Here is a 25,140-nt window from a genome sequence, read left to right as displayed (position 1 = left end):
TGCACACCACCGCACTGACAACCCGCGGTCACCGGGGCCCGGCTTCCCGCGGATGTCCCGCAGGGGTCACTCCACCCCGATGAGCAGCAGGGCGCCCTGTCTGCCGCCGTGGTAGGTCACTGTGTCGACCGCGAGGTAGCCCTCGCGGACCCGGGTCTCCAGACGGGCGGCGACGGTCTCGGGGGCCTCGTCGCCCAGGACCAGGGTGACCAGTTCGCCGCCGGCCGAGAGCATCCGGTCCAGTACGGCCTCGGCGGTGGCCGTGACGTCCTGGCCGATCACGGCCACGTCGCCGTCGACCAGGCCGAGGACGTCCCCGGCCTGGCAGATGCCCGCCATGGTCCAGGACTGGCGCTCGGCGACGGTGACCTCGGCGTAGCGGGTGGCGCCCGCCGCCGACGTCATCGCCACCACGTCCTCGTCGAAGCGGCGCTCCGGTTCGTGCACGGCGAGCGCCGCGATGCCCTGGACCGCGGAGCGGGTCGGGATGAGGGCCACCCGGATGCCCTCGGCGCGGGCCTGCTCCGCCGCCGCGGCGGCGGTGTGCCGCAGGTCGGCGTCGTTGGGCAGCAGCACCACCTCGCGCGCGTGCGCGCGCCGCAGGGCCTGGACGAGTTCGCCGCTGGCCGGCGGCTCCCCCGGCCGGGCGAGCACGGTGGTCGCCCCGGCCTCGGCGTACAGGCCCGCCAGGCCCTCGCCGGGGACCACGGCCACCACGGCCCGCTGGGCGCGTTCCCCGGGCGCCGGCGGTTCGGCGCCGGTGGTGTGGACGTCCCCCGCGCCGAAATGGGTGATCCGGATCCGGTACGGCCGTCCGGCCTCGACGCCGGCCTCCACGGCGGCGCCCGCGTCGTCGACGTGCACATGGACGTTCCACAGCCCGTCCCCGCCGACCACCACGAGCGAGTCGCCGAGTCCGTCGAGCCGGTCCCGCAGCCGTGCCACCGCCTCGTCCCCGGCCTCCAGCAGATAGATCACCTCGAAGGCGGGGCCCCCGGGTTCCGGTGCGCCGCCGTGGTCGGCGCACTCGGCGGCGCCGTCGTCCGCCGGCGCGTCCACGTGTTCCACGCGCGCGTGGAGTCCCGGGCCGGCGGCGCGCACGGAGCCGCTCCACGGTCCCCCCACCGCCGGGAGGCCGCGCGGCGCCTCCCCCGTGAACGTCTCCACCAGCGCCGCCAGCACCGCCACCAGCCCCCTGCCGCCGGCGTCCACCACACCGGCGCGCCGCAGGACGGCGAGGCGGGCCGGAGTCTCGGCGAGAGCGGCGCGGGCGCCCTCGTAGGCCGCACGAGTCACCGCCGCGCAGTCGCCGCCGGCATCGTCGGCGGCGTCGGCGGCCGCCGACGCGACGGTGAGGACCGTGCCCTCGACGGGGTGCGCCACCGCCTGCCGGGCGGAGTCGGCCGCGTGCCGCAGGGCGAGCCGCAGCCCGTCCCCGTCGGCGTGGGCGGGGGCGCCGTCCCCGGTCAGCACCTGGGCCATGCCGCGCAGCAGCTGCGCCAGGATCGTCCCGGAGTTCCCGCGGGCGCCGATCAGCGCGCCGTGCGCCATCGCCCGTACCGCGTCCGCCAGCGTCGGCTCCCGGTTCCCGCCGGCCCGGTGTCCCGTGAACACCGCCTCCACCGCCGCGGCGGCCGACTCGACGGTCAGATAGAGATTCGTGCCGGTGTCCCCGTCCGCCACCGGATAGACGTTGATCGCGTCGATCTCCTCACGGGAGCGTCCCAGCGCATCGAGCGCGAGACCGCACCAGGTACGCACCGCGAGAGCATCGAAGAATGTCTGCGGCACCTGCGCCACCTGCGCCTCCCTGAGCTGCCGGTTGTGGCAGGCAGCGTAGACCGTGGGACGCCGCCGGCCGGAAGAGGGCCGGGAGCGGGCCTCTGAGCTGCCGTGGTAGTTTCGTTCTACGGGCGCAGCCGTTGTATGCTGCTCCGGTTGCCCGATCCGATCGGGCCTCTCCCCCTGGCAACGCCACTCGGACAGCACCGGCTCCTGGAGCCCGGTGATCCCGATCCCGGCACGCCGGGATCAACCGTAAGTGCATCTGAAGTCTTTGGAGTGACCCGTGGCTGCCAACTGCGACGTCTGCGGCAAGGGGCCGGGCTTCGGCAACAACATCTCGCACTCGCACCGCCGTACGCCCCGTCGCTGGAACCCGAACATCCAGCGCGTGCGTACCGTGGTCGGCGGGACGCCGAAGCGCGTGAACGCCTGCACCTCGTGCATCAAGGCCGGCAAGGTCTCGCGCTGACGCTTTCGCTGAGCGCGCGGCCGCAACCGGTTTCGCCGCAACAGCCGGTCCACCTCGTGGTGGGCCGGCTTCTTGCTTTGCAGGGCTTCCTGCTCCGTAGCGCAGCCCGGCCTCAGTCGAGGTTCCAGGCGTGGTTCACCGGGCCTATCCCCGCGCCCAGGGCGAAGCCTTCCGCTATCGCTCCGGTGACGTAGGCCTTCGCGGCCTTCACCGCATCCGGCACGGAGCGGCCCTTCGCCAGTTCCGAGGCGATCGCCGAGGCCAGGGTGCAGCCCGTGCCGTGGGTGTGACGGTTGTCGTGCCTCGGCGCCCGGAGCCAGTGCTCCTCGGACCCGTCGGTAAGCAGGTCCACGGCGTCGCCGGGCAGATGGCCGCCCTTGATCACCACCCAGCGCGGTCCGAACGCCAGCACCGCCTCCGCGGCCCGGCGCATGTCGGGCTCCGACGCGACCCTCACATCCGTCAGCCGCGCCACCTCGTCCAGGTTCGGTGTGGCCACGGTGGCCACCGGCAGCAGCCTCGTCCGTACGGAGTCCAGCGCGGAGGCCGCCAGCAGCGGGTCCCCGTGCTTGGAGACCCCGACCGGGTCGACCACCGCCGGCGCGTCCGTGCCGGCGATCAAGTCGGCGACCGTCTCCACGAGTTCGGCGGAGGCGAGCATGCCGGTCTTGACCGCCTGCACCCCGATGTCGTCGACGACGCTGCGGTACTGGGCCCGCACCGCGTCCACGGGCAGCTCCCAGGCGCCCTGTACGCCCAGGGAGTTCTGCGCGGTCACCGCGGTGAGCACGCTCATGCCGTGCACGCCGAGCGCCAGCATCGTCTTCAGATCGGCCTGGATGCCGGCGCCGCCACCGGAGTCGGAGCCGGCGACGGTGAGGACCCGGGGCGGCGCGCTCACGATTCGATGTCCCCGAAGTGGTCCCAGCCGCCCTGGGTCGTCCAGGGCGCCCCGTCGACCGTCACCTGGGGCAGCGCCGACGGGTTGAGCACCTCGCCGATCACCTTCCAGCGGGCGGGCAGCTTCACGTCCGGCGGGAACGTCGCCACGATGGCGTGGTCCTCACCCCCGGTCAGCACCCACTGCATCGGGTCGACGCCGACGGCCTGGCCGATGTCGTTCATCTGCGAGGGGATGTCGACGGCTCCGGAGCGGATGTCGATGCGGACCTTGCTGGCCTCGGCGATGTGCCCGAGGTCGGCGATCAGCCCGTCGCTCACGTCGCACATCGCGGTCGCGCCCAGCCCGGCGGCGGCCGGTCCAGCGTGGTAGGGCGGTTCCGGGCGGCGGTGCGCCTCGACGAAGGCGCGCGGCGAGCGGAAACCGCGGGAGAGCACCGCGTGCCCAGCCGCGGACCAGCCCAGCCAGCCGGTCACCGCGACCAGGTCACCGGGCTGTGCCCCGCCCCGGGTCACGGGCTCCTGGTTGCGCAGGTCGCCGAGCGCGGTGATCGACACCGCGATCGTGTCCCCGCGGACGACGTCGCCGCCGACGACCGCGGCGCCCGCGACCTGGCACTCGTCGCGCAGGCCGTCCATCAGTTCGCTGGGCCAGGTCACCGGCAGTTCGGCCGGGACGACGAGACCGAGCAGCAGCGCGGTCGGCACGGCGCCCATGGCGGCGATGTCGGCGAGGTTCTGCGCCGCGGCCTTGCGGCCGACGTCGTAGGCCGTGGACCAGTCCCGGCGGAAGTGCCGGCCCTCCAGCAGGATGTCGGTGCTGGCCACGACCCTGCGGTCGGGCGCGGAGACCACCGCGGCGTCGTCGCCGGGGCCGACCCGGACCGCCGGGGTGGTGGTGAGACGGGAGGTGAGCTCCCTGATGAGCCCGAACTCCCCGAGCTCACCAACAGTGCCCTTCATTTCCCTTTCGACCCTTCTATCCCTGTCCGTGCCCGGTCGCGAGTCGTTCGAGTCCTCGCTACGGTCGAAGTGACCGTCAACTTCTCTCGTGTCTGTACCCCGGCGCGCAAGGCCCGGTCCCCGCAGGTCTCCCCGCGGGGCGCGGCGACGCGATACCGTGGCGTTCCTTTTCCCCACATGATCCTCGTGGCCGCCCTGGAGGTTCCGTGGTACAGGCGTACATCCTGATCCAGACAGAGGTCGGCAAGGCGTCGACCGTCGCCGATCTGATCGGCAAGATCCCTGGAGTCGTCCAGGCCGAGGACGTGACCGGACCCTATGACGTGATCGTGCGCGCCCGGGCCGACACCGTCGACGACCTGGGCCGGATGGTGGTCGCCAAAGTCCAGCAAGTGGACGGCATCACCCGTACCCTGACCTGCCCGGTCGTCCATCTGTAGCCCCCGTCTACCCTGTGCCGGTGAACTCTTTCCGTCGCCGGCACGCCGTCCTGTCCGCGCTCGCGGTACTGATCACCGCCGCGGGCTGCTCCTCAGCAGACGACAGCGCGTCCACGGCGGTTCCAGGCCCGGACGCGAAGGTCACCGAGCTGTGCCAGAACCTGGACAAGGCCCTGCCGGCGAAGGTGGACGGTGAGAGTCGCGACGATCCCGAACCCGCGTCCGAACTGACCGCGGGCTGGGGCGGCGTGGCGATCATACTGCGGTGCGGGGTCGAACGGCCGCCGAAGATGACCGATCCCAAGGTGGCCAACGGCCACGACGCCGACGCGGTACCGGGCGGCGTCAACGGCGTCGACTGGCTGATGGAGAAGCAGGACGGCGACGCGTACCGCTTCACCACCGCCAACCGGGAGGCGTACGTGGAAGTCGCGGTGACCGACGGACGGGACAGCACGGGCGTGCTGATCGACCTCGCCCCCGCCGTGAAGAAGGCGATCCCCGAGGGGATCGCCTCCTGATCGCCTTCCGGTCGCCCTCCGCGGCTCAGCGCAGCCCGGTCGGCCTCCGCAGCGCGGCCCGCACCAGCAGGTCCACCAGCTCCGGGTAGCTCACGCCGGTGGCCTGCCACATCTGCGGGTACATCGAGATGGGCGTGAAGCCGGGCATGGTGTTGATCTCGTTGATCACGAACTCGCCGTCCTCGGTGAGGAAGAAGTCCGCGCGCACGAGCCCCTCGCAGGAGGCCGCGTCGAACGCCTCCACCGCGAGCCGGCGTACCTCGGCCGTCTCCTCGTCGGTCAGCGGCGCGGGCACGATGCCGGGCGTGGAGTCGATGTACTTGGCCTCGAAGTCGTAGTACGCGTGCGCGTCGGGCGGCGGGATCTCGGCAGGCAGCGACGCGCGCGGGCCGTCCTCGAACTCCAGCACGCCGCACTCGATCTCGCGGCCGCGCAGCGCCGCCTCCACCAGGATCTTCGGGTCGTGGCGCCGGGCCTCGGCGATCGCCTCGTCCAGGGCGGACAGGTCGTCGACCTTGGTGATGCCGATCGACGACCCCGCGCGGGCGGGCTTCACGAACAGCGGCCAGCCGTGCTCGCCGGCGAAGTCGACGATCTTCCTGCGGGCGGCGGACTCGTCCCGCTCCCACTCGCGCGGCCGGATCACCAGGTACGGACCGACCTTCAGCCCGAACGAGGTGAACACCCGCTTCATGTACTCCTTGTCCTGGCCGACGGCCGAGGCGAGCACGCCCGAGCCCACGTAGGGGACGCCGGAGAGCTCCAGGAGTCCCTGGAGGGTGCCGTCCTCGCCGTAGGGACCGTGCAGCACCGGGAAGACCACGTCGACCTCGCCGAGCGCCTTGGGCACCGAACCCGGCTCGCTGTAGACGACTTCGCGGTTGGCGGGGTCGACGGGGAGCACCACACCGCCCTCAGTCGACTCGGCGAGCTGGTCGACGCTGGGCGTACGGCGGTCGCTGATCGCCATGCGTTCCGGTTCGTCGGCGGTGAGCGCCCACCGGCCGTCCTGGGTGATGCCGATCGGCAGGACGTCGTACCTGGTCCGGTCGATGGCCTTGAGGACGGCGCCGGCGGTGACCACGGAGATCCCGTGTTCGGAGCTGCGCCCGCCGAACACGACGGCCACACGCGGCTTGCGGGACGGCTGCTCGGGGCTCTGGGGGAGGTTCTCGGTGCTCATATCGCGATGAGCGTACCCGCCCGTAGGGCCGGGACACAGCGCCCGCAACGCCGTGCGTGGGCCGAACGGAGGGGGCCGTCGCTCAGCGTCGTTCGGGCTTCGCGCTGCGCGACATCAGCTCCTTGACGGCGACCACCGGAGGCTTGCCCTCGTGCACGATGCCGACGACCGTCTCGGTGAGCGGCATGTCGACGCCGTGCCGGCGGGCCAGATCCAGCACCGACTCGCAGGACTTGACGCCCTCGGCGGTCTGCTTGGTGACCGCGATGGTCTCCTGCAGGGTCAGCCCCTTGCCGAGGTTGGTGCCGAAGGTGTGGTTGCGCGACAGCGGCGAGGAGCAGGTGGCCACCAGGTCGCCCAGGCCCGCGAGCCCGGAGAAGGTCAGCGGGTCGGCGCCGAGCGCGACGCCGAGCCGGGTGGTCTCGGCGAGGCCGCGGGTGATCAGCGAGCCCTTGGCGTTGTCGCCGAGTCCCATGCCGTCCGCGATGCCGACGGCCAGCCCGATCACGTTCTTCACGGCGCCGCCCAGCTCGCAGCCGATGACGTCGGTGTTGGTGTACGGCCGGAAGTACGGCGTGTGGCAGGCGGTCTGGAGCTTCTGGGCGACGCCCTCGTCGGTGCAGGCCACCACGGCGGCGGCGGGCATCCGGGCGGCGATCTCCCGGGCCAGGTTGGGGCCGGTGACCACGGCGATGCGGTCGGCGCCCACCTTGGCGACGTCGTCGATCACTTCGCTCATCCGCATCGCGGAGCCGAGTTCGACGCCCTTCATCAGCGACACCAGGACCGTGCGGGGCGCGAGCAGCGGCACCCAGTCGGCGAGGTTGCCGCGCAAGGTCTGGGAGGGGACGGCGAGGACGGTGAAGTCGGCGCCCCGCGCGGCCTCGGCGGCGTCCGCGGTGGCCCGCAGGTTCTCCGGGAGCTCGACGCCGGGCAGGTAGTCGGGGTTGGTGCGGGTGGAGTTGACCGCCTCGGCGAGTTCGGGGCGCCGCCCCCACAGAACGACGTCGCAGCCGGCGTCGGCGAGGACCATGCCGAAGGCCGTCCCCCACGATCCGGTGCCGAAGACGGCCGCCTTGACCGGCTCGCTCACGTGCCCAGCCCTTCTTCCCGCGCGGTGGGCCTGGCGCTGCGCGCCCGCTCCTCCCGCTTCTGCGTGTGCGTCCTGCGGCGCTGCTCGACCCGCTCACGGCGCGGGTCGTAGGGCGTCTGGGGCGCCTTCTCGCCGCGGATCTGCTCCAGCTGGCGGGTGACGGCGGCCATGATGGCCTCGGTCGCCTCCTTGAGCAGTTCCGGGGTCATCTCCCGGTCGTAGAAGCGGTCGAGGTCCACCGGCGGCCCGGCCAGCACCCGGTGGGTCTTGCGCGGCAGGATGCTGGGCTTCTTCGCGTACGGCGGCAGCAGTTCGTTGGCGCCCCACTGGGCGACGGGGATCACGGGGCACCTGGTCTGCAGGGCGACGCGCGCGGCACCGGTCTTGCCGGTCATGGGCCAGCCGTCCGGGTCGCGGGTGAGGGTGCCCTCGGGGTAGAAGGCGACGCATTCGCCGCGCTCCACGGCGTCGATGGCCGCCCGGAAGGCGCTGAGCGCGTCCGAGCTCTCGCGGTAGACGGGGATCTGCCCGGTCCCGCGCATCGCGGCGCCGATGAATCCCTTGTTGAAAAGGCCGCTCTTCGCCAGGAATCGCGGAACGCGTCCGGTGTTGTACTGAAAGTGCGCGTAGGCGAAGGGATCGACGTGCGAATTGTGGTTCACCGCGGTGATAAATCCACCATCGGCCGGAATGTTCTCCATTCCCTGCCAGTCCCGCTTGAGCAGAACCACCAGCGGCGGTTTGCAGATCACCGCGGCGAAGCGGTACCAGAAGCCGATTCTGCGGCGCGGCACAAGTACACCTTCCTCTTCCGAATGACGGGCCCGGCCCGGACCCGGAGGCCAGCCGGGCCGCACAAGTGTGGCCCCCGGCCGCCGGTGTGTCGAGAACACCGTACGCCCCGACCCCCCTGGTCCCCCGTGCTCCGGGTGACAATGGCCGCGACAAGAGAGGGACGCAACACTCGTGCAGTGGACCTTGGTGGTACCCCTGAAGCCGCTGGCCCAGGCCAAGAGCAGGCTCTCGGACACCGCGGACGACGGCCTGCGCCCGGGGCTGGCGCTCGCCTTCGCCCAGGACACGGTGGCGGCGGCGCTGGAGTGTCCGGCGGTACGGGATGTGGTGGTCGTCACCAACGACGCGCTGGCCGCGCGTGAGCTGGGCGCGCTGGGCGCGGGGATCGTCCCCGACGCTCCCCGCGCCGGCCTCAACGCGGCCCTCGCCCATGGGGCGACGGTGGCGGGCACCCGTCGCCACGCGGCCGGCGTGGCCGCCCTCAACGCCGATCTGCCGGCGCTCCGCCCGCCGGAGCTGGCCCGCGTCCTCCGAGCGGCCGCCGCGTTCCCGCGGGCGTTCCTCGCCGACGCCGCCGGGATCGGCACGACTTTGCTGGCGGCGGGCCGCGGCCGGGAACTGCGGCCGTCCTTCGGCCCCGATTCCCGTGCCCGGCACCGGGCGTCCGGCGCCGGGGAACTGCTCCTGGACGCGGTGGACTCGGTACGGCAGGACGTGGACACCGGCGACGACCTCCGGGCGGCGCTGGCGCTGGGAGTGGGCCCCCACACGGCCGCGGTCGCCGCGCGGGTGCTGACCACCGAGCAGTAGGCTGCCGACATGCAGGCGACCGCGTACACCTACGACCCCGACAGCCGCAGCGGCCAGGTGCTCCTGGACGACGGCACTCCGGTGCCCTTCGACGCCCCGGCGTTCGACGCGGGGGGTCTGCGGCTGCTGCGTCCCGGGCAGCGGGTGCGGGTCGAGACGGAGGGCGAGGGCGAGGCCCGGCGGATCACGCTGGTGACGCTCCACACGTTCTGACCGGTCCGGCCGCGGGCCGTCCCGGACACACCGCGGGCCGGACTCCCGGAGGAGTCCGGCCCGTGCGCGTGTGAACGGCTTGCCCGAGGAGAGGACGAGACGAACCCGCTACTTCTTGCGGGCGGTGGTCTTCTTGGCGGTGGTCTTGCGCGCCGTCGACTTCTTCGCGGGCGCCTTCTTGGCCGTCGCCTTCTTCGCCGGCGCCTTCTTGGCGGCCGTCTTCTTCGCGGCGGTGGTCTTCGCCGTCGCCGCGGTCTTGGCGGGCGCCTTCTTCGCGGTGGTCTTCTTCGCCGCCGCGGTCTTCGTGGTGGCCTTCTTCGCCGGGGCCTTCTTGGCGGCCGTCTTCTTCGCGGCGGCGGCCTTCTTGGCCGTGGTCTTCTTCGCGGCGGCCTTCTTCACGGTCGCCGAAGCACCACCGGTCAGGCTGCCCTTGGGCGCCTTCTTGACCGAGACCTCGCCGCCGCGCGGCAGCTTCTTCGAGCCGCTCACCAGGTCCTTGAAGCCCTGGCCCGCGCGGAAGCGCGGAACGGAGGTCTTCTTCACCCGAACCCGCTCGCCCGTCTGGGGGTTACGGGCGTAGCGCGCCGGGCGGTCGACCTTCTCGAACGAACCGAAGCCGGTGACCGAGACCCTCTCACCTGCGACGACCGCGCGGACGATGGCGTCCAGTACGTGGTCGACGGCCTCGGCGGCCTGCTGGCGGCCGCCCACCTTGTCGGCAATCGCTTCTACGAGCTGCGCCTTGTTCACGTCTTCCCCTTCGGAGACATCGCCGGAACGAAAGTGTTCAAGCTTTTTCGCACGTTAGGCAGATATATACCGCAAATCAAACACGAAACGGGCTAATCACCCTTGTGCCGCAACGAACTCGGCTGTCTCGACTGGTTCAGCGTTCCTCTTCGGGGAATCGCCCCTCGTCGAGGTCCTCGATGAACCGCTCCAGACGCCTTGCCGCACCGGCGAGATCGTGCTTGGCCGCGGCCGTAATGACCAGCAGCTTCCGGGTCAGCGCCATCCGTACGCCCTCCGGGACTTGCAGTGCGCGCACAGCTGCGTGCGCTTCTTTGAGCCGGTCCGCGACCGCCGCATAGAGCTCGAGTTGGCCGTCGCGTTCCATGCACAGATTGTGCCATCTGGGGCGAGTTGTCGCCTGCGCAGGGGGCAACTACCGCCTCGGACGGCCGTCCGGGCACACGTGCCGATCACCGGCACGTGACACGTGTACCCCAACAACCACCTTCTTAACGCGCCGAGTTGATCGCCCTCAAGGGGACGCGCGGGGCCGAACGGGTGCAGACATGCGCGTACCCCCGATCGGGGAGACCGGGGGTACGGGAGGGGTGATCCGGTGGCCGAAAGTCGACCTCGGGCGAGGACTTCGGCCCGGGGCGCCGACCGCGAGGGGGGTCAGGCCGTGAGCGTCCTCGGCTTGAACGACGGGCGCTTCGCCTCGTACGCGGCGATGTCCGCCTCGCTCTGCAGCGTGATGGAGATGTCGTCGAGCCCGTTCAGCAGCCGCCAGCGGGAGTTCTCGTCGAGGTCGAAGGCGGCGGTGATGCCCTCGGCGCGCACCTCGCGGGCCTGGAGGTCGACGGTGATCTCCGCCGTGGGGTCGGCTTCGGTGAGCTCCCACAGCGCGTCCACGATCTTCTGGTCGAGGACGACCGTCAGCAGGCCGTTCTTCAGCGAGTTGCCGCGGAAGATGTCGGCGAAGCGGGCGGAGATCACGGCCTTGAAGCCGTAGTTCTGCAGCGCCCAGACGGCGTGCTCGCGGGAGGATCCGGTGCCGAAGTCGGGGCCGGCGACCAGCACGCTGGCCCCCTGCCGCTCGGGCTGGTTGAGGATGAAGGACCCGTCCTTGCGCCAGGCCTCGAACAGCCCGTCCTCGAAGCCGTCCCGGGTCACCTTCTTGAGCCAGTGGGCGGGGATGATCTGGTCGGTGTCGACGTTGCTGCGGCGCAGCGGGACGGCCCGGCCGGTGTGGGTGGTGAATGCTTCCATGACTGATCAGACTCCAGCGGGCGTACGGGCGTCGGCGGCGAGGTCGGCCGGGGAGGCCAGATGACCGAGGACGGCGGTGGCGGCGGCGACCTGCGGGGACACCAGGTGGGTCCGGCCGCCCTTGCCCTGCCGGCCCTCGAAGTTGCGGTTGGAGGTGGAGGCGGAGCGCTCACCGGGGGCGAGCTGGTCTGGGTTCATGCCCAGGCACATCGAGCAGCCCGCGTGCCGCCACTCGGCGCCCGCCTCCTTGAAGACCACGTCCAGGCCCTCGGAGACGGCTTCGAGGCCCACCCGCGCCGAGCCCGGCACGACCAGCATCCGTACGCCGTCGGCGACTTTACGGCCCTTGATCACGTCCGCGGCGGCGCGCAGGTCCTCGATGCGGCCGTTGGTGCAGGAACCTACGAAGACGGTGTCCACGCTGATCGAGCGCAGCGTCTGGCCGGCCTCCAACCCCATGTACTCCAGGGCCTTTTCGGCGGCGAAGCGCTCCGAGGCGTCTTCGTACGAGGCCGGGTCGGGGACGGACGCCGAAAGCGGCGCGCCCTGGCCCGGGTTGGTGCCCCAGGTGACGAACGGCGACAGCTCGGCGGCCTCGATGACCACCTCGGCGTCGAACTCGGCGTCCGCGTCGGACCTGAGCGTCTTCCAGTACGCGACGGCCGCGTCCCAGTCCTCGCCCTCCGGGGCGTGCGGACGGCCCTCGAGGTAGGCGAAGGTGGTCTCGTCGGGGGCGATCATGCCCGCGCGGGCGCCGGCCTCGATCGACATGTTGCAGATGGTCATCCGGGCCTCCATCGAGAGCTTCTCGATGGCCTCGCCGCGGTACTCCAGGACATAGCCCTGGCCGCCGCCGGTGCCGATCTTCGCGATGATCGCGAGGATCAGGTCCTTGGCCGTGACCCCGTCGGGCAGCTCGCCGTTGACCGTGATCGCCATGGTCTTCGGGCGGGCCATCGGCAGCGTCTGGGTGGCCAGCACGTGCTCCACCTGGGAGGTGCCGATGCCGAAGGCCAGCCCGCCGAAGGCGCCGTGCGTGGAGGTGTGCGAGTCGCCGCAGACCACGGTCATGCCGGGCTGGGTCAGACCCAGCTGGGGGCCGACGACGTGCACGACGCCCTGCTCGACGTCGCCCAGCGGGTGCAGCCGGACGCCGAAGTCGGCGCAGTTCTTGCGCAGCGTCTCCAGCTGGACCCGGGAGACCGGGTCGGCGATGGGCTTGTCGATGTCCAGCGTCGGGGTGTTGTGGTCCTCGGTGGCGATGGTGAGGTCCTGCCGGCGCACCGGGCGGCCGTTCTTGCGGAGGCCGTCGAAGGCCTGCGGGCTGGTCACCTCGTGCAGCAGGTGCAGATCGATGAAGAGGAGGTCGGGCTCGCCCTCGGCGCGCCGGACGACGTGGTCGTCCCAGACCTTCTCCGCGAGTGTCCTACCCATCGCTGTCCCTCCGGCCGGCAAGTGGTGCGCCGGTCCAACTAGATCGGTGAGGAGACGGTGCCCGCACCCCTGCTTCCGGGCGTCCGCCGCCAGGCCCGGTGGTCCACGGGCCGCGTTGCTTCCGTGCTTCCAGAGTGGCGGGTTCCACGGAAAATTGAACTTGCGTTTCACAGAGTGAGACGCAAGTATCGTTGCATGGACAACAGTAGCGGCGTCGGCGTTCTGGACAAGGCGGCCCTCGTCCTGAGCGCTCTGGAGTCCGGCCCGGCCACCCTCGCGGGGTTGGTCGGGGCGACCGGACTGGCACGACCCACGGCCCACCGCCTGGCCGTGGCGCTGGAACACCACCGCATGGTGGCGCGCGACATGCAGGGCCGTTTCATTCTCGGCCCGCGCCTGGCCGAACTGGCCGCGGCGGCGGGCGAGGACCGGCTGCTCGCCACGGCCGGCCCGGTGCTCACCCACCTCCGCGACGTGACCGGTGAGAGCGCCCAGCTCTACCGCCGCCAGGGCGACATGCGGATCTGCGTCGCCGCGGCGGAGCGGCTCTCGGGTCTGCGGGACACGGTTCCGGTGGGTTCCACGCTCACGATGAAGGCCGGCTCCTCGGCGCAGATCCTCATGGCCTGGGAGGAGCCGGAGCGGCTGCACCGCGGTCTGCAGGGCGCCCGTTTCACGGCGACGGCCCTGTCGGGCGTGCGACGCCGCGGCTGGGCGCAGTCGATCGGCGAGCGGGAGCCGGGTGTGGCCTCCGTCTCCGCGCCCGTGCGCGGCCCGTCGAACCGCGTGGTGGCCGCCGTCTCGGTCTCCGGCCCCATCGAGCGGCTGACCCGCCACCCGGGCCGTATGCACGCCCAGGCCGTCATCGACGCCGCCGGCCGCCTCTCCGAGGCGCTGCGCCGCTCCTGAACCCCTTTCCGTACCCTCCCGTGGGATCCGGGCCCGCCTCAACGCCGCGGCGGGCCCTTTCCGCGTCTCAGGACCCGTCGCCGGCCGCCCGCGACGGCACCTTCCCCGACCGGTGGGCCAGCCGGTCCTTGGCGCGCCGTCCGCGCCGCTCCAGCGGCACCTGTCCGTGCGCCGCCGCGAGGCCGAACGCCGGCATGTCCGCGTAGATCGCTTCGTACGAACCCTCGGGCACCAGGTACGTCTCGTGCCACAGGCCCACGTGTCCGCGTACCTTGCCCGCCCGCTCCTTGCGGTTGATGAAGGCCCACGCGGCGTGGTGGGAGGCGTCGGGGGCGTGCGCGTAGGCGTACAGCTTCTCCTTGGACTCCCAGTACTGGACGACGTAGTAGGTCCGCGGGGAGGCGGTGAGCAGTACGTGGCCGAGCAGTCCGCGCTCCGGCTGCCGGCCCAGCTCCCGCAGCATGCGCACCATCGCCAGGAGGACGGGCAGCCAGTGGTGCACCGCCCAGAAGCGGTTGATCCGCATGCCGATCAACAGGACGACGACATCCCCCTCGGCTGCCGCGGTCGTGCGTTCGGCGACGGAGAACCTGCGCGACATGACACTTCCCCCCGATCCGTAGGCTTGGCGAGCGGCGCTGGACCACACCGACCCTTGGATAGTGCCGCTATCCCATGAGAGGCGCAAGACGTGCGGCTGGCCGAGTTGAGCGAGCGCAGTGGTGTGTCCACCGCGACGATCAAGTACTACCTGCGAGAGGGACTGTTGCCGCCGGGCCACCGGGTCAACGCGACGACCGCGGAGTACGGCGAGGAGCATCTGCGGCGGCTGCGGCTGGTGCGTGCCCTGATCCAGGTGGGGGGCATCCCGGTGGCGACGGCGCGCGAGGTGCTGGGCCATGTCGACGACGACTCGCTGGGCCGCACGATCCGCCTGGGCGCGGCCCTGTGGGCGCTGCCCCAGGACCCCGAGCCGGACGAGGACGATCCGTCCGTGGCCACCGCGCGGGCGGAGGTGGACCGGTTGCTGGTGTCGCTGGGCTGGGAGACGTCCCGGGAACTCGCCCCGCTCTCCCCGGTGCACCGTTCACTGGTGGCGGCGGTGGCGGCGCTGCACCGGCTCGGCTACTCCTGGGACGCCGAACTGCTGAAGCCCTACGGAGAGTTGATGCTGCAGGTGGCACGCAGGCAGCTCGACCACATGGAGACGTACGACTCACGCACGGAACAGGTGGAGATGGCGGTCGCTTCCGCGGTGCTCTTCGAACCGGTGCTGCGGGCGCTGCGCCGGCTGGCGCAGGAGGAGGAGTCGGCCCGGCGGTACGGGATCGAGTGAACGCGAAAGCCCTCCACCGGGGTGGAGGGCTTCGCCGTGTGTACCCCCGACCGGATTCGAACCGGCGCTACCGCCTTGAGAGGGCGGCGTGCTAGGCCGCTACACAACGGGGGCGTGGATCATACGTTTCCGCAGATCCTGCTGGTCTACCTGGACTCGAACCAAGACTAACTGAACCAGAATCAGTCGTGCTGCCAATTACACCATAGACCAATGATGGTTTAGACCAGTCAGTACCCCCGACCGGATTCGAACCGGCGCTACCGCCTTGAGAGGGCGGCGTGCTAGGCCGCTACACAACGGGGGCCCTAGCAGTTCCGAGATGATCGGAACCAGTACCCCCGACCGGATTCGAACCGGCGCTACTGCCTTGAGAGGGCAGCGTGCTAGGCCGCTACACAACGGGGGCTTGCGGATGTGATCCGCGGTGCAGATGAGCTCTGCGAGCTGGCCTACCTGGACTCGAACCAAGACTAACTGAACCAGAATCAGTCGTGCTGCCAATTACACCATAGGCCACTGGAACGCAAGCCCCTGAGGGGTTCTTGTTCTAGTGCGACGCTTCGGGACTCCGGCCTTCCGGCCCGCTCCCCGCGGCGCAGGAAGAACATTACCCGAAGGACGACGGGGCTCCAAAACGAGTATCGGCGAGTATCGCGGGGAGTTCGGCGAGGGAGGCGATGCGGCGCGGTCCCACGGGCGGCTCGACCGCCACCCAGCTCTTCCCGCGGTCGATCCAGACCGACGACAGCCCCGCCTCCGCGGCGCCCCGGCCGTCGATCTCCGGGTGGTCCCCGACGTACGCCACCTGGTCCGGGGGCAGCGCCAGCGCCTCGCAGGCCGCGAGGAACGCGCCGGCCTCGGGCTTGGAGACGCCCAGTTCGGCGGCGCACAGGATGGCCTCGAAGCGGTCGTGGACCCCGAGCACGCGCAGCTTGCGGTCCTGGACGTGGAGACTGGAGTTGGAGAGCACCGCGTGGCGGTGACTGGCCGCGAGGGCGTCCAGGACGGGCAGGACGTCCGGGAAGAGGGACCAGGCGGACTCGTAGTGCGTGACGTAGCGCTGGAACCAGTCGTCGGCCTCGGCGTCCGTCAGCTCCGGCCGGTCCAGGAAGGCACGGGTGCGGTCGCGGCGCTGCGTCTCGAAGTCGACCTCCCGCGCGGCGAACCGCGCCCACTGCTGCTCGGTGACCTCCCGCCAGCGCTCCAGCGCCTCCTCCACGGAGCCGTATCCCGCCGTCAACCCCTCCGCCAGCAGATGCGCCCGCATCCCCTCGCGGTCGGCCGAGGTGTAGTCGAAGAGTGTGTCGTCCACGTCCCAGAGGACGGCCAGGATCGCCATGCCACCGACGGTACCCGGGAACGCGGAGGGGCGGCGCCCGGATGGTTCCGGACGCCGCCCCTCACTGCCGGTGCTAGGCGGCGAGCCGCTCCAGCGCCGCGTCGATCCTGGCCAGCGTCTGCTCCTTGCCCAGGACCTCCAGGGACTCGAAGAGCGGTAGGCCGACCGTGCGGCCGGTGACGGCGACGCGGACCGGGGCCTGGGCCTTGCCGAGCTTGAGGCCGTGCGCCTCGCCGGCGGCCAGGACGGCCTCCTTCAGGGACTCGGCGGACGTCCAGTCGGCCGCGTCCAGCTTCTCCCGGGCGGTGCGCAGCAGGGCGTCGCTGCCCTCCTTCATCGCCTTGGTCCAGGAAGCCTCGTCGAAGACCGGCTCCGGGAGGAACAGGAAGTCGACGTTGTCCGTGATCTCGGAGAGGACCTTGAGGCGGGTCTGCGCGTGCGGGGCGATGGCCTGCCACTTGGCCTCGTCGAAGGCCTCCGGGGCCCAGGGCGCGACGGGCGCCTTGAGCCAGGGCGCGCAGCGCTCCGTGAAGTCCTTCACATCGAGCATGCGGATGTGGTCGCCGTTGATCGCCTCGCACTTCTTCAGGTCGAAGCGGGCCGGGTTCGGCTGCACGTCGGCGATGTCGAAGGCGGCGACCATCTCGTCGATGGTGAAGACGTCCTGGTCGGCGGAGAGTGACCAGCCGAGCAGCGAGAGGTAGTTGAGCAGGCCCTCGGGGAGGAAGCCGCGCTCGCGGTAGAGGTTGAGCGATGCCTGCGGGTCGCGCTTGGAGAGCTTCTTGTTGCCCTCGCCCATCACGTACGGCAGGTGGCCGAAGGCCGGGGTCCGCTTCGCGATGCCCAGCTCGGTCAGCGCCTTGTACAGGGCGACCTGGCGCGGGGTGGAGGAGAGCAGGTCCTCGCCGCGCAGGACGTGGGTGATCTCCATCAGGGCGTCGTCGACCGGGTTGACCAGCGTGTACAGCGGGGCGCCGTTGGCGCGGACGATGCCGTAGTCCGGGACGTTCTCCGGGGTGAAGGTCAGTTCGCCGCGGACCAGGTCGGTGAAGGTGATCGTCTCGTCGGGCATCCGGAAGCGGACGATCGGCTCGCGGCCCTGGGCCTTGTACTCCTCGACCTGCGCGCCGGTGAGCTCGCGGCAGTGGCCGTCGTAGCCGGACGGCTTCCCGGCGGCGCGGGCGGCCTCGCGGCGGCTGTCCAGCTCCTCCTGGGAGCAGTAGCAGTGGTAGGCGTGGCCGGCGTCCAGGAGCTTCGCGGCGACGTCCCTGTAGAGGTCCATGCGCTGCGACTGGCGGTACGGGGCGTGGGGGCCGCCGACCTCGGGGCCCTCGTCCCAGTCGAAGCCGAGCCAGCGCATCGAGTCGAGCAGCTGGGCGTAGGACTCCTCGGAGTCGCGGGCCGCGTCGGTGTCCTCGATGCGGAAGACCAGGGTGCCCTGGTGGTGCTTGGCGAACGCCCAGTTGAACAGGGCGGTGCGGACCAGGCCCACGTGGGGGTTACCGGTGGGCGACGGACAGAAACGGACGCGTACGGGGGAGCCGGATGCGCTAGCCACGCTTGACAACCTTGTTGGTGAGAGTGCCGATGCCTTCGATGGTGACGGCGACCTCGTCGCCGACGTTGAGGGGGCCGACCCCAGCCGGGGTGCCCGTGAGGATGACGTCGCCCGGGAGCAGGGTCATGGCCTCGGAGATGTTGACGATCAGGTCCTCGATGGGGTGGGTCATCTCGCTGGTGCGTCCGAGCTGGCGCTGCGCGCCGTTGACCGTGAGCTGGATCGTCAGGTCGTTCGCCGCGGCGATGTCCAGGTCCGTCTCCACCCAGGGGCCGAGCGGGCAGGAGGTGTCGAAGCCCTTGGCCCGCGCCCACTGCTTCTCGCGCTTCTGGACGTCCCGCGCGGTGATGTCGTTGGCGCAGGTGTAGCCGAAGATCACGTCCTTGACGCGGTCGCGCGGGACCTCGCGGCACAGCCGGCCGATCACGACGGCCAGCTCGGCCTCGTGGTGCACCTCCTGGGAGAAGGAGGGGTACTGGATCTCGTCGCCGGGGCCGATCACCGAGGTGGCGGGCTTGAAGAAGGCGAAGGGGGCGTCGGGCACCTCGTTGCCCATCTCCTTCGCGTGGTCCGCGTAGTTGCGGCCGAAGGCGACGACCTTGTTGGGCAGCACCGGGGGCAGCAGCCTGACCTTGCTCAGCGGGACCTTGGTGCCGGAGAGCTCGAAGTCCGCGAACGGGATGCCCTTGATGATGTCCAGGACGAGTTCGTCCTGCTTCTCACCCTCGACCGCGCCGAAGGCGACGTTCCCGTCGATGGAGAATCTGGCGATGCGCACGGGATGCTCGTCCCCTTGACCGATCGGCTGAAGTCTGACGCTCCAGGCTAACGCGCAGGGGGTCGCGGCCTCGCGCAATGACGGCGAGGGGCGCCCCCGTCTCCGTGGGGGCGCCCCTCGTCGTTGAACGCCGCGCGGCCGTTTCGCGTACGGACCGGTGTCACTTCGCGGCGTCGGCCGCGACCGGGATCTCCATGAGGATGGTGCGCCTGGGATTGGCGGTCTGGGCGGGGAGTTCGACGGCGTGCTCCTGCTGGGCCGGCGTCTGCAGTTCACCGGCGCCGTCGAGGTGGGCCAGCGTCGTGCGCCGCGGGTTGGCGATCTTGTGGAACATCGTCGTCGTCTTCACTGTTTACTTGACCCTGTCCTGTCGGCGGGCGCCCGGAGGGGGTCGAGGACCCCGGTGGAGGCGCGGGTTGTCGGTTTTGCCATCCCTGTAAAGCGTCAGGCTAAACATGCAATTCCCCGCCGACCGCGGCCGGAGGCGTTGATCTCCGTGTGAGTTTGCTCACTGACCGGCGGACAAACCAGCCATTCCGGACTGGATCCGGGTGAGTCGGAATCGGACATTCTCCCCCTGAAGGCACCATTCCGCTCCCGATCATGGCGACTGGGACACCCTGACGGTCGAGCCGACTCGGGGCCATATGCCCGATATCGACTGGATCACTTTCTACCGCTGGTGATAGGTCACTCACGCCGTGTCACGTATCTCACGGGTAGGGCCTCGGGCCTTGTTGGAGATCCTGCACTGTGCTGGAATTCCACGGACCGCCGCAGGATCGAGCCGGTGCACAGGGGGCGCACAGTCGCGCCGCGTGGCGGGCGAGAAGGGGGAACCAGCGCCGGTCACTCACGACCACCACGGGGGCGTATTCAGGGCGCCCCTATGACGCCGACACCGTGCCTCGCCGTTCACGCGGAGAGGTGCCTGGTTCAGAGGTTGCGACGCTAGTGCAGGGACGTTTCAAGAGGGATGGCAGCGCTTCGGCGGAGCCGGAGCCGCACGGCGGGACTGGCCCCAAGGCCGTCGGCTCCTCGCCCCAGCACGCCCAGAACCAGGGCCCGGCCTCTTCCGGGAACGCCGGCGGCGCCACGACCGGGGGCCCGGCGGCCCCGGCGCCCGCCGCTCCGAAGGGCCCGACCGGCCCGGGACCGCGAATAGCCCTGCGGAACTGGCGGATCTCGACCCGTCTGGTCTCGCTGCTCGCGCTCCCGGTGGTCGCGGCCACCTCGCTGGGCGCCCTGCGCATCAACCAGTCGATGGACGACATCCAGCAGCTCGACAACATGAAGCTGCTGACGGACATGACCAAGCAGGCCACCGAACTGGCCGCCGCGCTCCAGGAGGAGCGCGACCAGTCGGCCGGCCCGCTGGCGCACGGCGGCAAGGCCACCGACTTCTCGGTCAAGGGCTTCCGGGAGAAGACCGACCGGGCGCGCAACGTCTTCATCGACAGCTCCGAGGAGATCGACGAGGCGAGCAAGGACGGCAACCTCAAGGGCGTCCGCGACAACCTCGTCCAGCTCGCCGGCGACCTGGGCGAGCTCGAGAAGATCCGCAACACGGCCTTCAAGTCGGAGCGCAACTCCACGCAGACCGTCGAGGGCTACCACCGCCTGATCGTGAACCTGATCGACCTGTCCCAGGACATGGCCGAGGCGACCAGCAACCCCGACATGATCCAGCGCACCCGTGCGCTGGCGTCCTTCTCCTCCGCCAAGGAGTACGCGTCGATCCAGCGTGCGGTGCTCGCCGCGGCGCTGCCGGCCAGCAACACCTCCAAGGGCGACCTCTCCGAGAACGACCGGCTCTACGCCGAGTCGGCGCTGGCCAGCCAGAAGTCGGAGCTCCGCAGCTTCAAGAGCATCTACGGCGACGTCACCGCGAGCGAACTGCTGCTGCCGATCGAGGAGGGCAACAGCACGATCAAGGCCACCGACGAGTACGCCGGGCGCGCCCTGGCCTCGGAGTTCGGCCTCGCCTCGGTCGGCAAGCGGTCCTACCGCGACTGGCTGGACGACAGCTCCACCAAGATCCAGCAGATGAAGAACATCGAGCTCACGCTGCTCGAGGAGATGGAACAGAAGGCCCGCGAGCTGCGCAGCGCCACCGAGCGCGACGCGATCGTCTCCGGTGTCGTCATCCTGATCGTGCTCGGCGTCTCGCTGGTCGGCGCCTTCGTCGTGGCCCGCTCCATGATCCGCTCGCTGCGCCGGCTGGAGGAGACCGCCACCAAGGTCGCCCAGGAACGTCTGCCGGACCTGGTCAAGCAGCTGTCCGAGTCCGACCCGCAGGACGTCGACACGTCCGTGGAGTCGGTCGGTGTGCACTCCCGGGACGAGATCGGCCGCGTGGCCGCGGCCTTCGACGACGTGCACCGCGAGGCGGTCCGCCTCGCCGCCGAGCAGGCCCTGCTGCGGGGCAACGTCAACGCGATGTTCACCAACCTCTCGCGCCGCTCCCAGGGTCTGATCCAGCGCCAGCTGTCGCTGATCTCCGAGCTGGAGTCCCGCGAGGCCGACCCGGACCAGCTCTCCTCGCTGTTCAAGCTCGACCACCTCGCCACGCGTATGCGCCGTAACGGTGAGAACCTCCTCGTCCTCGCGGGTGAGGAGCCCGGCCGCCGGTGGACCCGCCCGGTCCCGCTGGTCGACGTGCTCCGCGCCGCCGCGTCCGAGGTGGAGCAGTACGAGCGCATCGAGCTGGCGTCGGTGCCGAGCACCGAAGTGGCCGGCCGGGTCGTCAACGACCTCGTGCACCTGCTCGCCGAGCTGCTGGAGAACGCGACCTCGTTCTCCTCCCCGCAGACCAAGGTCAAGGTCACCGGTCACGCGCTGCCCGACGGCCGCGTCCTGATCGAGATCCACGACACCGGTATCGGTCTGTCGCCCGAGGACCTGGCGGCGATCAACGAGCGGCTCGCCTCGCCGCCCACCGTGGACGTCTCCGTCTCCCGCCGCATGGGTCTGTTCGTGGTCGGCCGGCTGTCGCAGCGCCACGGCATCCGCATCCAGCTCCGCCCGTCCGACTCCGGTGGTACGACCGCGCTGGTCATGCTCCCCGTCGACGTCGCCCAGGGCGGCAAGAAGCCGCAGGGCAAGCCGGGTCAGCCGGGCGCGGGCGGCGGTGGCCCCGCCGCCGCGCAGGCCGCCGCGGGCGCCGCGGCCGCGCGCCGTGCCGCCGGTGCCGGTCAGCCCGGTGGCGGTGCGCTCGGCAGCGCTCCCTCCGGCGGCCGGCTCGGTGCCGGCCAGGGACCGCGGGCCGCGCTGCCCGGACGGGACGGCTCCGGCCGGCCCGACGGACCGCGCACGCCGCAGGGCCAGCCGGGCAACGCCGCGCCCTCGCTGTTCGACCGGGGCGCCCCCACGGCGTCTCCGCAGGGCCGTCCGGCCGCCCCGGCCGGGGCCGGTTTCGGCGGCCAGGCGCCCGGCGCCCCGCAGGGGATGCAGTCGCCGGCCCAGGGCGGGCAGCAGGACCGGGACGCCTTCGGCGGCGCCCGCGGTCAGGTCCCGCCGCAGCGCGGTGGCGGCAACACCGAGCGCGGCCGTCGTCCGCAGCTCCCGCCGCGCGGTGGCGCGCGTCCGGAACTGCCCGGCGGTGAGCAGCCGCGGGTGCCGAGCTGGAGCGACGAGAACGCCCAGCCGCCGGTGCCGCGCGCCTCGCTGGACACCCCGCGCGGTCACGAGGAGCCGGACACCGCCCGGACGTCGGCCATGCCCCGGTTCGACGACCGGCAGGGCCCCGGCGCGACGGCGGAGATCCCCCGGTTCGACGAGCGTCACAACCCCGGCGCTCCCGGCTACGGCGCTCCCGGTGCGGACGTCCCGCAGAACACCGGCCAGTTCCCGCAGCACACGGGCCAGTACGCCCAGCCCGGCGCGAACGGCTCCCAGGACCCGGGGCAGTTCGTCCGCGGCGACATCTTCGGCGCCCCGCAGGGCCGGCCGAACGCGCAGAATCCCGCCGCGACGGGCCAGTTCCCCGCTCCGCAGGGCTACGACAACGGCTCCACCGGTCAGTTCCAGATGCCTGGGCAGGACAACGGCTCCACGGGCCGGCACTCCCTGCCGGAGCGTCCGAACGCCGGGGACCCGGCGGCCACCGGCCAGTTCGAGCTTCCGCAGGCGAACGGCACGCAGGGCGGCGGTTTCCCCGCCCCGCGTCCGCCCGCCCCGCAAGCGCGGCCGGTCCACCCGGAGCAGGTCAACGGCGGTGCCGCGCGGCGGCCCGACGAGCGCCCGGCGTCCGACGCCTGGGCCCTGCCTCCGGCCTCCGGTCCCGGTGACGGCCGTACGCCGCTGTACGACACGCTGGAGACCAACTGGTTCCGCGGTGGCGGCGCCGGCGGCGCACCGGAGCAGGGCAACGGCTCGGCTCCGGCACCCCAGCAGCCACAACAGCAGCCTCAGTCCCCGCAGTCCCAGCAGCCGCAGGGCCCCACCGGTCCGCAGCGGTCCGCTTCCACCGCCTGGCGCAGCTCGCCCAACGACGAGCTCGTCCGGCAGGCCGAACGCGTCCGGCAGCCGGCCGCGGGTGGCGTCACCACCTCCGGCCTGCCGCGCCGGGTACCCAAGGCGAACCTCGTCCCGGGTACGGCTCAGCAGCAACAGCACCAGAGCGGTCCTCAGGTCTCGCGCGCCCCCGATGACGTGCGCGGCCGGCTGACCAATCTCCGTCGGGGTATCGCACAGGGTCGTCAGGCCGGTACCACCCAGACCGGCAGCTTCCCGAACCCCACTCACCAGCAGGAGCGTTAGTTGAGCCCGATGAGCCAGGCGGCACAGAACCTCAACTGGTTGATCACCAACTTCGTGGACAACACCCCCGGGGTGTCCCACACCGTCGTCGTGTCCGCCGACGGTCTTCTGCTGGCCATGTCCGAGGGGTTCCCGCGCGACCGCGCGGACCAGCTCGCGGCCGTCGCCTCGGGACTGACCTCCCTGACGGCCGGCGCCTCCCGGATCTTCGAGGGCGGCAGCGTGGCCCAGACGGTCGTGGAGATGGAGCGAGGTTTCCTCTTCCTCATGTCCGTCTCGGACGGCTCGTCCCTGGCCGTTCTGGCGCACCCGGAGTGCGACATCGGCCTGGTGGGCTACGAGATGGCGCTCCTGGTGGACCGCGCGGGGGCGGTACTCACGCCGGACCTGCGCGCCGAGCTACAGGGAAGTCTGCTCCACTGATCGGCCCCGGCACCACCCGTCTCACCAAATCACCGTCCGGCCGCCACACTCCCCCCACCGGCCCCGTCAGACGGCTTGACTGACCGACTTGCTGTCCCGCCCGGAGGACCCATGACCCCGCCCACCGCCTCTCATGATCCGTACGCGGAACCGTACGAGGACGAGGGCGACCAGCCACTGGTGCGTCCCTACGCGATGACCGGTGGCCGGACCAGGCCGCGTTATCAGCTGGCCATCGAGGCACTGATCAGTACGACGGCCGACCCGGCAGCGCTGATGGGGCTCCTCCCGGAGCACCAGCGCATCTGCCATCTGTGCCGTGAGGTGAAGTCGGTCGCCGAGGTCTCGGCGCTGCTCAACATGCCGCTGGGTGTTGCCCGGATCCTGGTGGCCGACTTGGCGGAGGCGGGACTCGTCGCCGTGCACCAGCCGGGCGGCGACGAGACGACCGGCGCCCCCGATGTGACACTGCTCGAAAGGGTGCTCAGTGGACTTCGCAAGCTCTAGCGGCGGGGCGGTCTCCGAAAACCGTGCCACCACGTCCGCGAAGATCGTGGTGGCGGGCGGCTTCGGCGTGGGCAAGACCACGTTCGTCGGCGCCGTCTCGGAGATCAACCCGCTGCGCACCGAGGCCGTGATGACCTCCGCCAGCGCGGGTATCGACGACCTCACCCACACCGGGGACAAGACCACCACCACGGTGGCCATGGACTTCGGCCGTATCACCCTGGACCAGGACCTGATCCTGTACCTCTTCGGTACGCCCGGGCAGGACCGGTTCTGGTTCATGTGGGACGACCTGGTGCGCGGCGCCATCGGCGCGGTGGTCCTCGTGGACACCCGCCGCCTCGCCGACTGCTTCCCGGCGGTGGACTACTTCGAGAACAGCGGACTGCCCTTCGTGGTCGCCCTCAACGGCTTCGACGGACAGCAGCCCTACCAGCCGGAAGAGGTGCGCGAGGCACTGCAGATCGGGCCCGACACCCCGATCATCACCACCGACGCACGGCACCGCGCGGATGCCAAGAGTGCGCTGATCACCCTGGTCGAACATGCCCTTATGGCGCGTCTCAGGTAGATCAAAAAAGAAGCGACATACGGTAGTTGTCGCAGATGTACCGGAGCCGGCTGTGTCCTTCGACACCGCCGGCCCCGGTGTTCATAACGTTTCGGCAGAGGATCCGGGGGAGGTCGACACGCGACGCGTTCGCGCGGTACCACTGCGCGTTCGAACGGCTCGCCTTTTGCCGGTGCTCGTTCTTTATGACCGTTTTATCTGGGACTTACGTCACCCGGATTCCCCGTCTTCCACTGTTTGGAAGAGGGTTGGTCGGCATGCTGGAATGCCTGAACTGCCCAATAGTCAAAGACGTACTCACTCGTCGATGGCACACCGGGCTCTGAGACACAGCGGCACAACGTTGGT

Annotated in this window: 26 protein-coding genes and 5 tRNA genes; 11 read left to right on the top strand and 20 right to left on the bottom strand. The window is 71.1% G+C overall.

All coding sequences use genetic code 11. From position 1 onward, the window contains the following. Positions 1-66: 66 nt before the first annotated feature. Positions 67-1,800 carry a DAK2 domain-containing protein gene (locus tag CNQ36_RS28140; protein ID WP_121548038.1) on the bottom strand — a complete coding sequence of 578 codons (1,734 nt, stop codon included), beginning with the start codon at positions 1,798-1,800 and terminating at the stop codon, positions 67-69. A gap of 268 nt (positions 1,801-2,068) precedes the next feature. Between CNQ36_RS28140 and rpmB the strand changes: the two genes are divergently transcribed. Continuing rightward, on the top strand, positions 2,069-2,254 hold the full coding sequence (gene rpmB, locus CNQ36_RS28135; RefSeq protein WP_004924906.1) for a 50S ribosomal protein L28: 186 nt from the start codon (positions 2,069-2,071) through the stop codon (positions 2,252-2,254). A 112-nt stretch (positions 2,255-2,366) separates the two neighbouring features. On the opposite strand, the gene thiD is transcribed toward rpmB, so the two are convergent. Beyond that, a complete protein-coding gene (gene thiD / locus CNQ36_RS28130) occupies positions 2,367-3,155 on the bottom strand; it encodes a bifunctional hydroxymethylpyrimidine kinase/phosphomethylpyrimidine kinase (protein ID WP_121548037.1) in 789 nt (262 codons plus the stop codon). After that, entirely contained in the window at positions 3,152-4,117 is a 966-nt protein-coding gene (locus tag CNQ36_RS28125) for a thiamine-phosphate kinase (RefSeq protein WP_004924910.1), read from the bottom strand. The genes thiD and CNQ36_RS28125 overlap by 4 nt, the downstream gene beginning before the upstream one ends. 206 nt (positions 4,118-4,323) lie before the next feature. On the opposite strand from CNQ36_RS28125, the gene CNQ36_RS28120 reads away from it, so the two are divergent. Both CNQ36_RS28120 and CNQ36_RS28115 read left to right on the top strand, forming a co-directional pair. Continuing rightward, the gene (locus CNQ36_RS28120; protein ID WP_004924914.1) at positions 4,324-4,557 is read left to right on the top strand and encodes an Lrp/AsnC family transcriptional regulator; all 234 of its coding nucleotides are present in this window, start codon (positions 4,324-4,326) and stop codon (positions 4,555-4,557) included. A 20-nt stretch (positions 4,558-4,577) separates the two neighbouring features. Further along, complete coding sequence (locus CNQ36_RS28115; RefSeq protein WP_004924916.1) at positions 4,578-5,078, top strand: DUF3515 domain-containing protein; 501 nt, start codon at positions 4,578-4,580, stop codon at positions 5,076-5,078. A gap of 25 nt (positions 5,079-5,103) precedes the next feature. Here the strand turns inward: CNQ36_RS28115 and CNQ36_RS28110 are convergent, their stop codons facing one another. From CNQ36_RS28110 to CNQ36_RS28100, 3 genes are all read right to left on the bottom strand, one after another. After that, entirely contained in the window at positions 5,104-6,261 is a 1,158-nt protein-coding gene (locus tag CNQ36_RS28110) for a D-alanine--D-alanine ligase family protein (protein WP_121548036.1), read from the bottom strand. A gap of 82 nt (positions 6,262-6,343) precedes the next feature. After that, on the bottom strand, positions 6,344-7,354 hold the full coding sequence (locus tag CNQ36_RS28105; RefSeq protein WP_004924925.1) for an NAD(P)H-dependent glycerol-3-phosphate dehydrogenase: 1,011 nt from the start codon (positions 7,352-7,354) through the stop codon (positions 6,344-6,346). Then, a complete protein-coding gene (locus CNQ36_RS28100; protein WP_004924928.1) occupies positions 7,351-8,148 on the bottom strand; it encodes a lysophospholipid acyltransferase family protein in 798 nt (265 codons plus the stop codon). The genes CNQ36_RS28105 and CNQ36_RS28100 overlap by 4 nt, the downstream gene beginning before the upstream one ends. Before the next feature lie 172 nt (positions 8,149-8,320). Between CNQ36_RS28100 and cofC the strand changes: the two genes are divergently transcribed. Together cofC and CNQ36_RS28090 are read left to right on the top strand one after the other, a co-directional pair. Then, the gene (cofC, locus tag CNQ36_RS28095; RefSeq protein WP_121548035.1) at positions 8,321-8,959 is read left to right on the top strand and encodes a 2-phospho-L-lactate guanylyltransferase; all 639 of its coding nucleotides are present in this window, start codon (positions 8,321-8,323) and stop codon (positions 8,957-8,959) included. A 9-nt stretch (positions 8,960-8,968) separates the two neighbouring features. Next, entirely contained in the window at positions 8,969-9,172 is a 204-nt protein-coding gene (locus tag CNQ36_RS28090) for a hypothetical protein (RefSeq protein WP_040906068.1), read from the top strand. A 108-nt stretch (positions 9,173-9,280) separates the two neighbouring features. Here CNQ36_RS28090 and CNQ36_RS28085 read toward each other — a convergent pair whose 3' ends face one another. The 4 genes from CNQ36_RS28085 to leuC form a co-directional block, all read right to left on the bottom strand. Next, entirely contained in the window at positions 9,281-9,922 is a 642-nt protein-coding gene (locus CNQ36_RS28085) for an HU family DNA-binding protein (protein WP_004924933.1), read from the bottom strand. A gap of 136 nt (positions 9,923-10,058) precedes the next feature. Beyond that, positions 10,059-10,289 carry an SCO5555 family protein gene (locus CNQ36_RS28080; protein WP_004924936.1) on the bottom strand — a complete coding sequence of 77 codons (231 nt, stop codon included), beginning with the start codon at positions 10,287-10,289 and terminating at the stop codon, positions 10,059-10,061. Between the two features lie 290 nt (positions 10,290-10,579). Further along, the gene (gene leuD, locus CNQ36_RS28075) at positions 10,580-11,173 is read right to left on the bottom strand and encodes a 3-isopropylmalate dehydratase small subunit (protein WP_121548034.1); all 594 of its coding nucleotides are present in this window, start codon (positions 11,171-11,173) and stop codon (positions 10,580-10,582) included. A gap of 6 nt (positions 11,174-11,179) precedes the next feature. Beyond that, complete coding sequence (leuC, locus tag CNQ36_RS28070; protein ID WP_121548033.1) at positions 11,180-12,607, bottom strand: 3-isopropylmalate dehydratase large subunit; 1,428 nt, start codon at positions 12,605-12,607, stop codon at positions 11,180-11,182. Positions 12,608-12,802: 195 nt separating this feature from the next. On the opposite strand from leuC, the gene ndgR reads away from it, so the two are divergent. Continuing rightward, entirely contained in the window at positions 12,803-13,516 is a 714-nt protein-coding gene (ndgR, locus tag CNQ36_RS28065) for an IclR family transcriptional regulator NdgR (protein WP_004924944.1), read from the top strand. 67 nt (positions 13,517-13,583) lie between these two features. Here ndgR and CNQ36_RS28060 read toward each other — a convergent pair whose 3' ends face one another. Further along, positions 13,584-14,117 carry a DUF4188 domain-containing protein gene (locus CNQ36_RS28060; protein ID WP_121548032.1) on the bottom strand — a complete coding sequence of 178 codons (534 nt, stop codon included), beginning with the start codon at positions 14,115-14,117 and terminating at the stop codon, positions 13,584-13,586. 90 nt (positions 14,118-14,207) lie between these two features. Between CNQ36_RS28060 and CNQ36_RS28055 the strand changes: the two genes are divergently transcribed. After that, positions 14,208-14,852, top strand: coding sequence for a MerR family transcriptional regulator (locus CNQ36_RS28055; RefSeq protein ID WP_004924949.1), 645 nt, complete (start codon positions 14,208-14,210; stop codon positions 14,850-14,852). A 41-nt stretch (positions 14,853-14,893) separates the two neighbouring features. Here the strand turns inward: CNQ36_RS28055 and CNQ36_RS28050 are convergent. The 9 genes from CNQ36_RS28050 to CNQ36_RS28010 form a co-directional block, all read right to left on the bottom strand. Continuing rightward, positions 14,894-14,966, bottom strand: a tRNA-Glu gene (locus CNQ36_RS28050). Between the two features lie 27 nt (positions 14,967-14,993). After that, positions 14,994-15,065 (bottom strand) — tRNA-Gln (locus CNQ36_RS28045). 21 nt (positions 15,066-15,086) lie between these two features. Beyond that, positions 15,087-15,159 (bottom strand) — tRNA-Glu (locus CNQ36_RS28040). A gap of 29 nt (positions 15,160-15,188) precedes the next feature. Continuing rightward, positions 15,189-15,261: transfer RNA gene (locus tag CNQ36_RS28035), tRNA-Glu, on the bottom strand. A 38-nt stretch (positions 15,262-15,299) separates the two neighbouring features. Continuing rightward, positions 15,300-15,371: transfer RNA gene (locus CNQ36_RS28030), tRNA-Gln, on the bottom strand. Positions 15,372-15,462: 91 nt separating this feature from the next. After that, complete coding sequence (locus CNQ36_RS28025; protein WP_121548031.1) at positions 15,463-16,194, bottom strand: HAD family hydrolase; 732 nt, start codon at positions 16,192-16,194, stop codon at positions 15,463-15,465. A 73-nt stretch (positions 16,195-16,267) separates the two neighbouring features. After that, a complete protein-coding gene (gltX, locus tag CNQ36_RS28020) occupies positions 16,268-17,752 on the bottom strand; it encodes a glutamate--tRNA ligase (protein ID WP_121548030.1) in 1,485 nt (494 codons plus the stop codon). Next, positions 17,745-18,530 carry a fumarylacetoacetate hydrolase family protein gene (locus tag CNQ36_RS28015; protein WP_121548029.1) on the bottom strand — a complete coding sequence of 262 codons (786 nt, stop codon included), beginning with the start codon at positions 18,528-18,530 and terminating at the stop codon, positions 17,745-17,747. The genes gltX and CNQ36_RS28015 overlap by 8 nt, the downstream gene beginning before the upstream one ends. 160 nt (positions 18,531-18,690) lie before the next feature. Next, positions 18,691-18,879, bottom strand: a complete 189-nt coding sequence (locus CNQ36_RS28010; RefSeq protein WP_040906070.1) for a hypothetical protein — start codon at positions 18,877-18,879, stop codon at positions 18,691-18,693. A gap of 605 nt (positions 18,880-19,484) precedes the next feature. Here CNQ36_RS28010 and CNQ36_RS28005 point away from each other — a divergent pair. The 4 genes from CNQ36_RS28005 to CNQ36_RS27990 all read left to right on the top strand — a co-directional run bounded on the left by CNQ36_RS28005 (position 19,485) and on the right by CNQ36_RS27990 (position 24,792). Further along, the gene (locus CNQ36_RS28005; protein ID WP_121548028.1) at positions 19,485-23,291 is read left to right on the top strand and encodes a sensor histidine kinase; all 3,807 of its coding nucleotides are present in this window, start codon (positions 19,485-19,487) and stop codon (positions 23,289-23,291) included. 9 nt (positions 23,292-23,300) lie between these two features. Beyond that, on the top strand, positions 23,301-23,714 hold the full coding sequence (locus tag CNQ36_RS28000; protein WP_003993189.1) for a roadblock/LC7 domain-containing protein: 414 nt from the start codon (positions 23,301-23,303) through the stop codon (positions 23,712-23,714). 111 nt (positions 23,715-23,825) lie between these two features. Continuing rightward, complete coding sequence (locus tag CNQ36_RS27995; protein WP_004924977.1) at positions 23,826-24,221, top strand: DUF742 domain-containing protein; 396 nt, start codon at positions 23,826-23,828, stop codon at positions 24,219-24,221. Then, complete coding sequence (locus CNQ36_RS27990) at positions 24,202-24,792, top strand: GTP-binding protein (protein WP_121548027.1); 591 nt, start codon at positions 24,202-24,204, stop codon at positions 24,790-24,792. Before CNQ36_RS27995 ends, CNQ36_RS27990 begins: the two co-directional genes overlap by 20 nt. The last annotated feature ends 348 nt before the right edge of the window (positions 24,793-25,140 follow it).

This window comes from Streptomyces fungicidicus (genome assembly GCF_003665435.1).
GTDB classification, from domain to species: Bacteria; Actinomycetota; Actinomycetes; order Streptomycetales; family Streptomycetaceae; genus Streptomyces; species Streptomyces fungicidicus.
This window is presented reverse-complemented; position numbering and strand designations above follow the sequence as displayed.